Below are 14,408 nucleotides of genomic sequence, written 5' to 3'. Positions count from 1 at the left end.
TTCTTTGTATCTGCCTCTCTTATCTCTGGAATAATGAAAATCGACAAACAGAATTTCTCTTCTGTCTATGCAAATTTAAAGGTCAGCCCCAAAGGACTGACCTGATATCTCATCATCAATCCTCTTATTGTTCGATTGCTCGCTCAGGTTGGCACCTTCCGGCTTACCGGGGTTGCCGTGGCTTCGCAGGTCCTTTGTACCTCCACCACTCTGAATAAGAGAAAGCGTATTTAATTGTTACCGCTACACATCATAACACTGTCCATACCTTCCGTCAATATACATTTTGGAAAATATGTTCTATCAAAACAGGAATTCCTGTCTTAACCTACTTTTAACTTGAATTTCTGGATCTCACGTTCTGTAGAAACTCTCTCGATCACTGCACCGAGACTTCTGAGCTTCTCTTCAAAACGTTCGTATCCCCTCTGGATATATACGATGTCATCTACGATCGTAATGCCATCTGCGGCCATTCCTGCAATCACAAGTGCTGCTCCTGCACGAAGATCCGGTGCGCTGACCCTTGCTCCCGAGAATTTATCTACGCCTTCGATAGTCGCTGCATTGCCTTCAACCTTGACATTTGCACCCATTCTTGCAAGTTCTGAAAGATATTTGAAACGATTCTCGAAAATACTTTCTGTAATCGTGCTTGTCCCTTTACAAAGAGCAAGTGTAACACCGATCTGCGGCTGCATATCTGTCGGGAATCCCGGATATGGAAGAGTCTTCACCTGTGTATTATGAAGATCTCCTTTGGACACAACACGCACTGCATCATCAAATTCTTCTACTTCACATCCGATCTCAACAAGCTTTGCAATCGTAGCTTCCAGATGTTTCGGAATGACATTCATAACAGTCACATCACCTCTGGTTGCTGCTGCCGCAAACATAAATGTGCCAGCTTCGATCTGATCCGGAATGATAGAATAATCTGTCTTATGAAGGCGGGATACACCGCGGATCTTGATCACGTCCGTACCTGCTCCACGAATGTTCGCTCCCATACTGTTCAGGAAGTTTGCCACATCGACAACATGAGGCTCTTTTGCCACATTCTCAAGGATCGTAAGTCCTTCTGCCATCGATGCTGCCATCATAACGTTGATCGTAGCTCCTACGCTTACCACATCAAAATAAATGTGCTTTCCGATCAGACGCTCTGCTTCTGCGATAATCTTGCCATGCTCGATATCCACATAAGCACCAAGCGCACGAAAACCTTTCAGATGCTGGTCGATCGGACGGCTTCCGATATTGCATCCTCCCGGAAGAGCGACTTCTGCTCTTTTATACTTACCAAGAAGTGCTCCGAGCAAGTAATAAGATGCACGGATCTTCTTGATGTAATCATATTCTATATCAAAATTTTCAATGTTGCTTCCGTTGATTCTGACTGTGTGCCGGTCAATACGGTCAACCTCGGCACCAATTCCACTGATTGCTTCCAGCAGAACGTTGATATCGTTGACATCCGGAAGATTATCGATAGTAACTGTCTCATCTGTCATAATCGCAGCTGCCAGAATTGCCAGTGCTGCATTCTTTGCTCCACCGATCTCGACTTCGCCGACCAGCGGATTGCCACCCTTAATAATATACTGTTCCATTTCGCACCTCAATTAACGATTTCTTTCCCTCTGAAATATATCCTGTTCTATACTTCTGTCAAACACTCTATTCATACTCTTTATTATTTCATGAATAAAAAACCTCATACTTTTTATTCTTTCCAGATCTCTCAGGATTTGTATGAAGCTTTTTGTAATAATCCTCTATATCACATATCAGTATAGCATATTTCTATATTCATTGCAAAATTATTTATCTTGCTTTCTTCATTTTCGTAAAACTTTTGTAATAATTTCTTTAAAAAATTTATTGATTTTCCAAAACTTCCATTACATTTTCAATGGTTTCTTCCAGCTCCAGTCCATCCTCTGAAACAGTAATATCTGCATATTTTTCAAATAATACTACTCTTTCGTCATATAGATCCTTCAGCGTCTGCCCGTCCCGAAGTGCTACTCCCCTTTTCTTTGCATTCTTCAGTCTGGAATTGATAACCTCAAATGACGCATGCAGATAAACAATGGTTCCGATCTCTTTGTAATGCTTCATTGCTTCTTCACAGTAAACTACGCTTCCTCCCGGGGAAATCACCGCATGTTCCGCTTCCACATCACGATTGACCTGATTCTCAATACTTAAGAATCCGTCCAGACCTTCTTCTGCGATAATCTCCCGCAAAAGTCTGTTCTCCTGCTTCTGAATCAACAGATCTGTATCAATAAACTCGTATCCAAGCCGCTTTGCGACTACCACTCCGACGGTACTTTTTCCAACTGCCGGCATTCCGATAAATATAATATTCTTCATATGTACCCTGGCCCACTCCTTACCGAAACTGTGTTTCAGATGCTGTCATTTTTATATCGGACGATATTATAGCACAAGTCCTGTGCATGAAGCAACTGTTTTTTCCTGTTGCCGCCTGCCTTTTCCTCTTCTTTCCATCAATTCCTGGTACATCAGGATTTCTACGATCTCCCGGATCTGTTCCGGAGTATAGGTCTCTTTTTCCCATTTTTCCTGTTTCATGACCTGTTCATACGCCCTACGACACATCAGGCACAGCTGGAGCTTATCCGGGTACTCATCATAGATCATGCTTCCTTCATATTCTTGGCGGTCGCATTCTTCCTGTATATATGGAAAAATCTTTTTTGCTGTTGCCGGATACATACTTTGCAGGTATTCCCGGTCGCGCTTCTGGATTTTGTCTTCGTCAAATGCGTGTGGAATCGGATACATCATATAATAAGGCAATCTCAGGTCCATGTCTGGCACTTCCATTTCTTTTTCCTATGCTTTAGTGTATGCGGTATGGGGGAGTGGGGTTCCTGGGGGTGGGTGTGGAAGGGGGACGATTTTCGGGCAATCCTGTTTCCGGGGCGGATTCGGAATGTAACAGGGAGGTAACGTTCCTGCATATGCCCTGGAAACAGGATTGCCCGAAAATCTGCGTGCTTCAAGACGGGAGGGGCGCCCCGGAACTCTACTCGCGAAGTTGAGTGTTGTTCAGGACGGGCGCCAGGCGGACGTTTGTCCTGTGGCTTGGGATATTGTGTGGGGATTTATTTTACTGGATTTTGGTTGTAAAAAGGACATATTCTATATTGAAATAATTGGGTTTATGGTATACTGAATTATAGGTATATATTTTTTCATGTTTTACGAAGGAGGATATATATGGATATAATTATCAGACCTGCGGAAACCAGTGATTTTGACAGTGTAGTACATATCCTGAATCAGGTTCAGGCTTTGCATGTGAACTGGCGGCCTGATATTTACAAAGAAAGTAAGGATTTTTTCTCTTTGGATGCTTTTCAGGATGCTTTAGGGAGAGAAACTTTTTATGTTGCCGCATATGAAATATACAAAAAATATGGCTTTACAGAAAAATCAATCAACATGGAATTATTATAAGTAGTGAGGTGCAAAGTTATGAATAATGAAATTGTGAATGCTATGGAGGAACTTGAAAACTGGTTGGCTGATCCGGCTGAGCTGGGGCGGAAACCGGCGAAGATTGAGTATACGGCTTCTTTTGAGGATGAGGATGGGATCAAATGTATGATCTTTAAATTCAAGAAATCTTTCTTTGGAAAATGGCTTCTTGGAATCGTCAGTGAATCCGGAACCTTCAGTGAGATGAAGGAATACAATTCTGCCACAGAAACAGAAAATGCAAAAGCATTGCTTCATATTTTAAAAGAATACTGGAAAAAAATGGCAGAAAAAGAGCAGGGATTTATCGAAATTCCGATTGAAAATCTGATCGAATGGGATGAGCCGAATGGGGAAGGTTGTATCGTTTCCGATAAGATCACAAAAGAAGGCTACAAAGTCGGCTACATGCTCCGCGAAGAGCCAACAGAAGGGAATCCGGACAGTGGCTGGAGATTCATGGCTGGTAATGAAGATGACGAATATATGGACAATCCGGATAATCATCATGTCTTTGCACTCAACACCATCTGCAATTACGACAGCGATATTATCCCTTATCTTCATGCCAAAATCGGATCTGCTTTCATACGTGTAGATGAGTCCCATTTTGAAAAATATCATGAATTTAAGCCTATGTTCATCCAAAAGCAATAAATAAGTAAAAATAAACTCTGTTTTTTCCACTTCACCACAACATCCCCGTCTGCCAATGCACAGGCGTGTGGAAGGTTTGACTTTCCGGTTCCGTTTTGTACTACAACCATCAAGTCAATGAGACGTACCAAAAAGCCAAACCTTCCACACACCATCCCATTCGCCACCTACAACTTAATCTTAGCCAGCGCATCCGCAAATGGATTATTCACCGGCTCATCCTTCTGCTGTCTTAAATATTTCTGCACATCCTTCTTGCTGACTCCCGCACCTTCTTTCTTCCGTCTCTCCTGGAACGATGTCAGCTTCTCCTTATGTCCGCAGACACACACAAAAATCTGTCCATCCCCTCTTCCTTTCAGCTGCATCTTCTTGTGACACACAGGACATCTCGCATTCGTTGTCCGTGATACTGTTTCGCGGTATCCGCACTCTCTGTCCTGACAAACCAGCATCTCACTGTTCTTTCCTTTCACTGCAAGCATTCTCTTACCACATCGCGGACATTTACTATTTGTCAGATTATCATGCCGGAACGTTCCAGCTCCCGCCTTAATCTCAGAAACCACCTGATCCGTATATTTATCAATATCCTTCATAAAATCCTTCCGCGAAAGCTTTCCCTTCGCAATCTGCGACAAACGCATTTCCCAGTCTGCTGTAAGTTCCGGCTGTTTTAACTCTTCCGGCACAAGTTCCAGAAGCTGCTTCGCTTTCGATGTAAGATAGATATCTTTTCCACGCTTTTCCAGCAAAAAGCTTTTAAAAAGTTTTTCAATAATATCCGCTCTTGTCGCAACCGTTCCCAATCCCCCTGTCTCACCAAGCGTTTTCGCCATCGCTTTGTCATGGCTTTCCATATAAGCCGTCGGGTTCTCCATTGCTGACAGAAGTGTTGCTTCATTAAAATGTGCCGGTGGCTTCGTTTTACCTTCTGTCAATGACAACACAAGTCCTTTAATCTCCTGTCCTTTTTCCAGTTCCGGCAGTGTCTGTCCTTTCAAACTCTTTCCAGACTCATATGCTTCTTCCTCTTCTTCATCCTCAGCCGAATAGACTTCCTCTTCATAAGCAGCCCGCCATCCCTGCGCTTTCACAATCTTTCCAGACGCAAGAAAAGTTTCACCGCCAACCTTCACCGTAACCTGTGTCTGCTCATACTCAAATGGCGGATAAAGCACAGCAAGAAAACGCCGCACAACCAGATCATAAATCTTCCGCTCTTCATTTGTCATATGACTCAGATCCACAAACTGCTCCGTTGGGATGATCGCATGATGATCCGATACCTTCGCATCATTTACAAAAGCGAGCTTTCCGCTCAGATCCTTTTTCTTCGCTGTCATTGCAAGCTTACGGTACGGTCCTGTACCACATGCCTCCAGACGGTCCTTGATCGTCGGAACAATGTCTTTGCTCAGATATCTGGAATCCGTTCTCGGATAGGTCAGCACCTTATGATTCTCATACAGTCTCTGCATGATATTCAGCGTCTCTTTCGCCGAATATCCAAACCGCTGATTGGCTTCTCTCTGCAGCTCTGTCAGATCATACAAAAGCGGTGCATACGTTTTTTTCGGTGTTTTTTTAATCTCTTCCACTACCGCTTTCTGTCCATCCAGCTTTTTCATCAGTCCGGTCATTTTCTCTTTATCGAATGAGCGATAACTCTTTGACTTCTGATCCTGCCAGGTCAGCATAATATTTTGTCCTTTTGCAGTCATTCCATAATAACCTTCCGGAATAAAACTACGGATCTTTTCTTCTCTCTTTACAATCATTGCAAGCGTTGGTGTCTGCACACGTCCACAGGAAAGCTGCGCATTATATTTACAGGTCAGTGCCCTTGTTGCATTGATTCCAACCAGCCAGTCTGCCTCGGCACGGCACATTGCAGCATCATAAAGCGCATCATACTCATGCCCGTTCTTCAACTTTGCAAAACCTTCTCTGATTGCTTTATCTGTTACAGATGAGATCCACAGCCTCTTGATCGGCTTTTTGCTTCCTGCTTTTTCCAGAATCAGCCTTGCTACCAGCTCTCCTTCTCGTCCTGCATCCGTAGCAATGATAATTTCATTCACATCCTTGCGGTGAATCTGTGTTTTCACCGCTGCGAACTGTTTTCCGGTCTGCTTTATTACTTCAAGCTTAAATGGAGCCGGCTTCATCGGAAGCACATCAATTTTCCACTCTTTATATTTTTTATCGTAATCTTCCGGATCTGCCAGGGTAACCAGATGACCAAGTCCCCAGGTTACAATATAACGCTCTCCTTCAATTGCTCCATTTATCTTTTTCCCACATCTAAGTACACGCGCAATATCACGCGCAACAGAAGGTTTTTCTGCAATTACAAGTGCCTTCATTCTGTCTTTTCTACTCCTTTTTATTCTTTTTCTGCTACTTCCATCATTGTCTTTAATTTATCCTGTGCTTCGGTCATACACTGGAGTAACAGTGGGTTAAATGTACCGCATTCACCATTTTGGATCATTTCCAGTGCTTTTTCATGCGAAAATGCCTTCTTGTAAACCCGTTCACTCACCAGGGCGTCATACACATCCGCCAGCGATACTACTTGTGCCGAAATCGGAATTTCTTCTCCGACAAGTCCGTCCGGATATCCCTTTCCATCATATCTTTCATGATGCCAGCGGCAAATCTCATGTGCAAGCTTGAGCAGCTTTTCATTCCGGTACATATCCAGATTATCCAGCATTTGTGCACCGATTAAGGTATGTGTCTTCATAATCTCAAATTCCTCTTTGGTAAGCTTTCCCGGTTTGTTCAGAATTTTCTCGTCAATTCCAATCTTTCCGATATCATGCAAAGCCGATGCTGTTGCAATCAATAATCTATCTTCCCATGAGAGCTGATATTTTCCTGTCTTTTTCACCAGTTGTTCCAGCAAAAGCTGTGTGATCAGATTGATATGGATCACATGCAGACCACTTTCTCCGTTTCTGAACTCAACAATCTGGCTCAGGATACCGATCATCATCCGGTTATTTCTCTCTTTTTCGTAAATCTGCCTGGTCACCAGATGGATCAGTCTCCTCTGTTTTGCATATAGCTTGATCATGTTCAGGACGCGTTGATATACGATTTTCGCATCAAACGGGCGGCTGATGTAATCTGAAACACCCATCTCATATGCCCGTCTGATATAGCTATCTGAATCTTCACTGGAAATCATGATTACCGGAATATCTTCAATCCAATGATTCTGGTTCATCGCAGCAAGGACTTCAAATCCATCCATTTCCGGCATCACAATATCGAGCAGCACCAGTGAGATCCCTGTTCCAGACCGTTCCAGTTGTTCCAGACATTCTTCTCCATTAGCCGCCTCCAAAATCCGGTAGTCCTCTTTCAGAATCTCTTTCAGAATCTCGCGGTTTATTTCCGAATCATCCACGATAAGGATCTGCTGTTTCAGTTTTTCTGATGCAGAATTTTCTTCCTTTTTCTTTCCATTTTCATCCCATTCTGTGACAACCATATTTTTATAATTTTTAGCTATATACATCTGTCTGTCAGCACTGGCAATAGCATCTTCAATATTGCCTTCGCGGAATATAGCTCCGCCGATGCTGACCGAAAGCTGCATTTTCTCATACTTCGGCACAACCGTATCGTGGATTTTTTCCCGGATCAGTTTTAGCTTATCTTCAAAAATATGTTTCTTAATCGAAGGAAGGATCAGTAAAAATTCATCTCCACCATACCGGATCAGAATATCCGTCTTCCGGATATATTTTTTGATAATGTTCGCAGTCGTTATAAGTGCCGCATCTCCCGCACTATGTCCATAAGTATCGTTATGAAGCTTAAAATCATCCAGATCGATCACTGCAATTCCAGCTTCATCCTCCATGTTTTTGATCTTTTCTTCAAAAAAACGCCGATTATATATCCCAGTCAGTACATCCGTATATAGCTTTTCATTATATCCTGACAGTTTACTGATCAGCTTATCATACCCCTCCTGATCAATCTGAATACTCTCATCAAGATTCTGAATCATTTCCATAACATAAGGTCTGCCATCAATCTCAACATAACGCGAGATCACCTGAAATACCTGCAAATCCAGAAATTCAAATTTTATCTTCTGCGTCTGTTCTTTCAGTGCCAGAAGAGAGCTACAGTTCTCGCATTCCTTGTCTTTTTTCCAGAAACTGTAACACTGACACGTTTCAGATAAATCTCCTGCATTTATCCGTTTTTCCCGATCCATCAGCATTTTCCCGTCTACCAGTCTGACAACCTGAAACACTTCCCTCAAAGATTCCATCTTTCTTTCCGCTTCCTGCATTGTCATTTGGTCCTGTTTGTTCATCCCTTTATCCTCTCAATTTTATCCTGCCATTCATACTCTTTTTTACGCTATATAATGATATAATGTTGGGGTCAAAAATCCTCTTGCAAGCAAGCTTGCATCGGCTTTCTGACCTTTTGACCCTGGTATCATCATATAATAAAATTATTATAGGCAAATTCCTCCTTATTGTCCAGTTTTCCTTCATTAAAAAAAACCGAAAATCCAACAAAGGATTCTCGGTTTTTAATGCTTTATGACTGAGCTGCTCCAATTCGGGCAACTGCTCTTTTCAGTGCCGCCTCTGCACGGCGCATATCTGTGCCTTCCTGCTTCGCAGCAATTCTGTCCTCAGCGCGTTTCTTCGCCGCTTCGGCACGTGCCACATCAATTTCATCCGGCCACTGTGCATCTTCTGCAAGCACCGTTACCCTCTCCTGCAGGATTTCTACAAATCCTCCGAGAATTGCCGCTTTCTTAATCTCCCCGTCATTGTGGATTCGCATCACGCATGGTTCAAGAATCGTCGTCAGCGGAATATGCTTTGCATAGATACCAAGTTCTCCTTCAGTACTTACAAATTCAAGGAATTCGCAGTCACCCTCCAGAAACTTCTTTTCCGGCGAAATAATGTTAAGTTTAAATTTATCTGCCATAGGACGTCCCTCCTATTTCACACGGGCAAGCACGTCATCGATATTACCTGCATTCAGGAAATATCCCTCCGGAATATCATCATGCTTTCCTTCGAGGATCTCTTTAAATCCCTGAATTGTCTCGCCAATTGGAACATAACGTCCTTCCAGACCTGTAAACTGTGTCGCAACGTGGAATGGCTGGGAAAGGAATCTCTGGATCTTTCTTGCTCTGGATACGACCAGCTTATCTTCCTCGGAAAGTTCATCCATACCAAGAATTGCAATGATATCCTGCAGTTCTTTGTATTTCTGAAGAATTTCCTGTACTCCACGGGCTACTTTATAGTGTTCTTCTCCGACAATGTGTGGATCCAGAATACGTGAAGTAGATTCCAGTGGATCTACAGCCGGGTAAATACCAAGCTCTGTGATCGCACGGGAAAGTACGGTCGTTGCATCCAGATGGGCAAATGTTGTTGCCGGAGCCGGGTCAGTAAGGTCATCGGCTGGCACATATACTGCCTGCACGGATGTGATGGATCCGTTCTTCGTGGATGTGATACGCTCCTGCAGCGCACCCATTTCTGTCTGCAGTGTCGGCTGATAACCTACCGCTGAAGGCATACGTCCAAGAAGCGCTGATACTTCGGAACCTGCCTGTGTAAAACGGAAAATGTTATCAATGAAAAGAAGTACATCCTTTCCACCTTTATCACGGAAATATTCTGCAAGAGTCAGTCCTGTAAGTCCGACTCTCATACGTGCTCCAGGTGGTTCATTCATCTGACCGAATACCATCGCTGTCTTTTTGATAACTCCGGATTCTGTCATCTCATAGTAAAGGTCATTTCCTTCACGGGTACGTTCTCCTACACCAGTGAATACAGAATAGCCGCCATGCTCCGTTGCAATATTGGTAATCAGTTCCTGGATAAGAACGGTCTTTCCTACACCGGCTCCACCGAACAGACCGATTTTTCCACCTTTCTGATATGGGCACAGAAGGTCAACAACCTTGATACCTGTCTCCAGCATCTCTGTCTGTGTTGCCTGCTCTTCAAAGCTTGGAGCTTTTCTGTGAATCGGTGCGTATTCAACATCCTTCGGAGCCTCTTTTTCATCAATCGGCTCACCCAGTACGTTGAAGATACGTCCGAGTGTTGCTTCGCCAACCGGAACTGAAATCGGTCCCCCGGTTGCTACGGCGTCCATGCCTCGCACCAGTCCGTCTGTCGGTCCCATGGCGATACATCTTACGATATCATCACCCAGATGCTGTGCAACTTCTACCACAAGTTTTCCTCCGTCCTTGCGCGTAATCTCAACCGCATCGTTGATCTCCGGCAAGTATCCTTCCGAAAACTTAAGGTCAAGAACGGCACCGATAACCTGGGTAATCTTCCCTATATTTTTATCTGCCATTTTCTCCTCCTTACATACAGAAACCTGTATTTATCCGATCGCCTCTGCTCCGGCAATGATCTCGGTAAGTTCCTGTGTGATCGCACCCTGACGTGCTCTGTTATATTTCAATTCCAAATCATCTATCATCTCTTCCGCATTGCTGGTTGCCGAATCCATCGCCTGCATACGTGCACCGTTCTCACTGGCAACTGCTTCCACAAATGCGCCATACAGAATGCTGCTGATATATTTCGGAACAAGAAGGCTGATTGCCTCTTCCGCTTCCGGTTCAAAGTTCATCGGTGTAAGCTGCGCCTTTGCATCCTCTTCTCCCGCTTCTTCCTGCACCTCTGCCGGAAGGACTTTGATCATCGTCGGAATGTGACTTACCGTATTTTTGAAAAATGTGTAGATCAGATAGATCTCACCAATCTCACCATTTTCAAAATCTGTCAGAAGTCTTTTTGTAATACTCTTCGCATCATCATAGGACGGTTCTTCGATCATCTCTGAATAATCAGCGACAATATCATATCCTTTGTGTTTCAGAAGTTCCAGTCCTTTTCCTCCAATTGCATAGATCCGGATATTCTCCTTCGTAAAGGCTTCGTTTTCAGTCACCATCTTCACTACATTGGAGTTATATCCACCTGCCAGTCCACGATTGGATGTTACAACAATGACTGCTTTCTTCTTCGAATCATCTGCTTTCAGATATGGATGATTGATATTCCCTGCCTTTGCAAGCAGAGAGGTCATTGTTGCATACATACAGTCAAAATACGGCTTTGATTCTTCTGCCCGGGTTCTTGCTTTCTGCAGCTTTACGGTAGAGACAAGTTTCATGGCTTTTGTAATCTGCTGCGTGCTCTGTACACTGGTACGGCGACGCTTGATATCTCTCATAGATGCCACTTTGTATCACCTACCTTGCCTGAAATTGTTCTTTATATTCTCCAATTGCTTTTCTGAGAGCTTCTTCTACTTCTTCTTTCAGCACTTTGTCATTCTTGATAGATTCCGGAATTTCCGGATATTTTGTCTTAATATAATCAAAAAGTCCGCTTTCAAAAGCCAGAATATCTTCTACCGCAATATCAAGAAGAAGCTTCTTAACTGCTGCATAAATGATAATAATCTGGTATTCTACCGGCATCGGCTGGTACTGCGGCTGTTTCAGGATCTCTTTGATCCGGACTCCCTGTGCCAGACGTTCGGAAGTCTCTGCATCCAGTTCCGATCCGAACTGTGCAAAGGATGCCAGCTCACGGTACTGTGCAAGATCAATACGGATTGTACCAGCGATCTTCTTCATCGCCTTGATCTGTGCCGATCCACCTACACGGGATACAGAAAGTCCGGCATTAACGGCCGGTCTGAAACCAGAGTTGAACATCTCTGTTTCCAGATAAATCTGTCCGTCTGTGATGGAAATAACGTTGGTAGGAATGTATGCTGATACGTCACCTGCCTGTGTCTCGATAATCGGAAGTGCAGTAAGTGAACCTCCGCCAAGTTCATCTGAAAGACGGGCTGCTCTTTCAAGAAGTCTTGAATGCAGATAGAATACATCTCCCGGATAAGCCTCACGTCCAGGTGGACGTTTCAGAAGTAAGGAAAGGGTACGGTATGCAGTTGCATGTTTGGACAGGTCATCATAAACGATCAGTACATCATCTCCGTTCTCCATCCATTCTTCTCCCATCGCACATCCTGAATACGGTGCGATGTACTGCAGTGGTGCAAGCTCACTGGCTGTTGACACAACTACAGTTGTATAATCCATTGCCCCAAAGGTCTCCAGAGTCTTAACAAGGGAAGCTACGGTCGAAGCTTTCTGACCGATTGCTACATAAATACACTTTACGCCCTGCCCTTTCTGGTTGATGATCGTATCGATCGCGATCGCTGTCTTACCGGTCTGTCTGTCACCGATGATCAGCTCTCTCTGTCCACGACCAATCGGAACCATGGAGTCGATCGCTTTAATACCTGTCTGAAGCGGTGTATCTACTGACTTACGGGAAATAACCCCCGGTGCCACACGCTCGATCTGACGATGCCTGGTTGCCTGGATTGGTCCTTTTCCATCGATTGGCTGTCCAAGTGCATTAACTACACGGCCAAGCATACAGTCGCCTACCGGAACCTCTACAACTCGTCCGGTTGTCTTTACAGTATCACCTTCATTGATATTCTTATGATCTCCCAGAAGAACAGCACCTACGTTGTCCTCTTCCAGGTTCAGAACCATTCCGTATACTTCTGAAGGGAACTCCAAAAGTTCACCCTGCATTGCATTTTCAAGGCCGTGGACACGCGCAATACCATCTGCCACCTGAATAACCGTTCCGACATCCGATACGTTCAGCTCAGAGGAATATCTTTCAATCTGTTCTTTGATCACAGAACTTATTTCTTCTGGTCTTAAATTCATGGAGCGAATCCACCTTCTTTCTACTAATTCTAACTGCTATACCTGAATTTTCTTCAGGCTCTTTGACAGTTCATACAGCTTTGTCTTAATACTTGTATCCACAACTCTGTCACCGATACGGATCACCATTCCGCCGATCAGAGAAGCATCTACCTGATAATTCATCTCAAAGGATTCATATTTTGTCGTCTGAAGAAGCCGCTGCATGACTGCTTCTTTCTGTGCCTCGCTCAGTTCTACTGCTGTAGCGATATATGCAATCCCGATTTTCTTTTCTTCTTTTACAAGTCCGATAAAATATTCAAATACAGAATCTATCTTGCTGTAGCGCCCTTTTTCGATCATCAGCTTCATCAGCTCTACAATCTCATTTGAAACACGTCCGCGGAAAATCGTCTCGATCATCTGCTCTTTGTCTTCACGCATAACTCTCGGATTTCCGAGAATCTTCTGAAGCTCTGCATTTTCTTCGAGGATCACTCCGATACTCTGTACTTCCTCGAATATCTCATCCATTTTTCCGCAGTCACGGGCAGCTTCAAACAGGGCGTCACCATATACCTTTGATACTAGCTTAGCCATGTCTGTTCTCCCATTTCTTTTAATGTCTCTTCGATCAGTTCATCCTGTACACTGGTATCGATCGAAGCTGCTACTACTTTACCTACCATTGCTGATGCAATGGAGATCATCTCCTGCTTCATATCATCAAGCGCACGCTTCCGTTCCAGTTCGATCTCATTATTGGCACGTGTGATGATCCTTGCTGCTTCTTCTTTTGCTTCTGCAACAATTTCATTTTCGGTCTTCATCGCTTTTTTCCGTGCTTCACTGAGAATAGCCTGCGCCTCTTTATCGATTTCTTTTAATTTCTGTTCGTATTCTTCTTTGTAAACGGCTGCCTCTTTCCGGTCATTCTTTGCTGACTCCTGTTCATCAGCAACTCTCTGCTTTCTGTCCTCCAGAAGTTTTCTTACCGGTTTGAAAAGCAGATATGACAGAAACGTGAACATGACAAGCATACTGAGTGCCATGACACAGGCATCAAAAAGAAGCTGCGCATCCAGATTAAACAAACGTTCCAAGGCGTTGCCTCCTTTCTCTTATTTTACAGGCAAAACCTTTTTTACAGCTTTCCAAGAAGCGGGTTTGCGAACAAGAGAATAAGTGCAATAACCAAACTGTACAGACCTGTTGTCTCTGCTACTGCCTGTCCTAAAAGCATTGTAGACGTGATGTCTGATCTTGCTCCCGGGTTACGTCCTACTGCAGACGCACCATGACCTGCCGCAATACCCTGTCCTACACCAGGACCAATACCTGCGATCATCGCAAGTCCTGCGCCGATTGCTGAACACGCTAAAACTAAAGCTTCATTTGAAATATTACCCATAATAATTTTCCTCCTTAATCACTGCAAACCTGATAC

14 protein-coding genes and 1 riboswitch are annotated in these 14,408 nt (G+C 43.9%); of the genes, 2 read left to right on the top strand and 12 right to left on the bottom strand.

Translation table 11 applies throughout. From position 1 onward, the window contains the following. Nucleotides 1-121: 121 nt before the first annotated feature. Nucleotides 122-221: riboswitch (SAM riboswitch) on the bottom strand. A gap of 102 nt (nt 222-323) precedes the next feature. The 3 genes from AB5213_RS12415 to AB5213_RS12405 form a co-directional block, all read right to left on the bottom strand. Beyond that, a complete protein-coding gene (locus AB5213_RS12415) occupies nt 324-1,616 on the bottom strand; it encodes a UDP-N-acetylglucosamine 1-carboxyvinyltransferase (RefSeq protein ID WP_008370094.1) in 1,293 nt (430 codons plus the stop codon). A gap of 268 nt (nt 1,617-1,884) precedes the next feature. Beyond that, nucleotides 1,885-2,385 (bottom strand): shikimate kinase, encoded by a 501-nt coding sequence (locus tag AB5213_RS12410; RefSeq protein ID WP_008370092.1) that lies wholly within the window; start codon nt 2,383-2,385, stop codon nt 1,885-1,887. Nucleotides 2,386-2,451: 66 nt separating this feature from the next. After that, nucleotides 2,452-2,847, bottom strand: a complete 396-nt coding sequence (locus tag AB5213_RS12405) for a hypothetical protein (protein WP_270203718.1) — start codon at nt 2,845-2,847, stop codon at nt 2,452-2,454. A 411-nt stretch (nt 2,848-3,258) separates the two neighbouring features. Between AB5213_RS12405 and AB5213_RS12400 the strand changes: the two genes are divergently transcribed. Both AB5213_RS12400 and AB5213_RS12395 read left to right on the top strand, forming a co-directional pair. Then, nucleotides 3,259-3,498 (top strand): hypothetical protein, encoded by a 240-nt coding sequence (locus AB5213_RS12400; RefSeq protein WP_368276788.1) that lies wholly within the window; start codon nt 3,259-3,261, stop codon nt 3,496-3,498. A gap of 18 nt (nt 3,499-3,516) precedes the next feature. Next, nucleotides 3,517-4,176, top strand: coding sequence for a DUF2185 domain-containing protein (locus AB5213_RS12395; protein WP_175305416.1), 660 nt, complete (start codon nt 3,517-3,519; stop codon nt 4,174-4,176). A gap of 167 nt (nt 4,177-4,343) precedes the next feature. Here the strand turns inward: AB5213_RS12395 and AB5213_RS12390 are convergent, their stop codons facing one another. The 9 genes from AB5213_RS12390 to atpE all read right to left on the bottom strand — a co-directional run bounded on the left by AB5213_RS12390 (nt 4,344) and on the right by atpE (nt 14,372). Then, nucleotides 4,344-6,545 carry a DNA topoisomerase III gene (locus AB5213_RS12390; RefSeq protein WP_368276787.1) on the bottom strand — a complete coding sequence of 734 codons (2,202 nt, stop codon included), beginning with the start codon at nt 6,543-6,545 and terminating at the stop codon, nt 4,344-4,346. Nucleotides 6,546-6,565: 20 nt separating this feature from the next. After that, entirely contained in the window at nt 6,566-8,521 is a 1,956-nt protein-coding gene (locus AB5213_RS12385) for a diguanylate cyclase (protein WP_055249044.1), read from the bottom strand. Nucleotides 8,522-8,754: 233 nt separating this feature from the next. Next, complete coding sequence (gene atpC, locus AB5213_RS12380; RefSeq protein ID WP_008370075.1) at nt 8,755-9,156, bottom strand: ATP synthase F1 subunit epsilon; 402 nt, start codon at nt 9,154-9,156, stop codon at nt 8,755-8,757. Nucleotides 9,157-9,168: 12 nt separating this feature from the next. Next, the gene (gene atpD / locus AB5213_RS12375; protein ID WP_008370073.1) at nt 9,169-10,560 is read right to left on the bottom strand and encodes a F0F1 ATP synthase subunit beta; all 1,392 of its coding nucleotides are present in this window, start codon (nt 10,558-10,560) and stop codon (nt 9,169-9,171) included. Between the two features lie 30 nt (nt 10,561-10,590). Continuing rightward, nucleotides 10,591-11,457, bottom strand: a complete 867-nt coding sequence (gene atpG, locus AB5213_RS12370) for an ATP synthase F1 subunit gamma (RefSeq protein WP_022220234.1) — start codon at nt 11,455-11,457, stop codon at nt 10,591-10,593. A 10-nt stretch (nt 11,458-11,467) separates the two neighbouring features. After that, nucleotides 11,468-12,979, bottom strand: a complete 1,512-nt coding sequence (gene atpA / locus AB5213_RS12365) for a F0F1 ATP synthase subunit alpha (protein WP_008370069.1) — start codon at nt 12,977-12,979, stop codon at nt 11,468-11,470. A 36-nt stretch (nt 12,980-13,015) separates the two neighbouring features. After that, nucleotides 13,016-13,561 carry an ATP synthase F1 subunit delta gene (gene atpH, locus AB5213_RS12360; protein ID WP_008370066.1) on the bottom strand — a complete coding sequence of 182 codons (546 nt, stop codon included), beginning with the start codon at nt 13,559-13,561 and terminating at the stop codon, nt 13,016-13,018. Further along, a complete protein-coding gene (atpF, locus tag AB5213_RS12355; RefSeq protein WP_368276786.1) occupies nt 13,549-14,064 on the bottom strand; it encodes a F0F1 ATP synthase subunit B in 516 nt (171 codons plus the stop codon). The genes atpH and atpF overlap by 13 nt, the downstream gene beginning before the upstream one ends. 41 nt (nt 14,065-14,105) lie before the next feature. Next, nucleotides 14,106-14,372: an ATP synthase F0 subunit C gene (gene atpE / locus AB5213_RS12350; RefSeq protein WP_117557506.1), complete on the bottom strand. Its 267-nt coding sequence runs from the start codon at nt 14,370-14,372 to the stop codon at nt 14,106-14,108. Nucleotides 14,373-14,408: the final 36 nt, after the last annotated feature.

This window comes from Coprococcus sp. RTP21204st1_G4_RTP21204_210225, from assembly GCF_040915385.1.
Lineage (GTDB): Bacteria > Bacillota > Clostridia > Lachnospirales > Lachnospiraceae > Allocoprococcus > Allocoprococcus comes.
The sequence above is the reverse complement of the archived record's forward strand: the minus strand, read 5'-3'. Positions and strand labels throughout refer to the sequence as shown.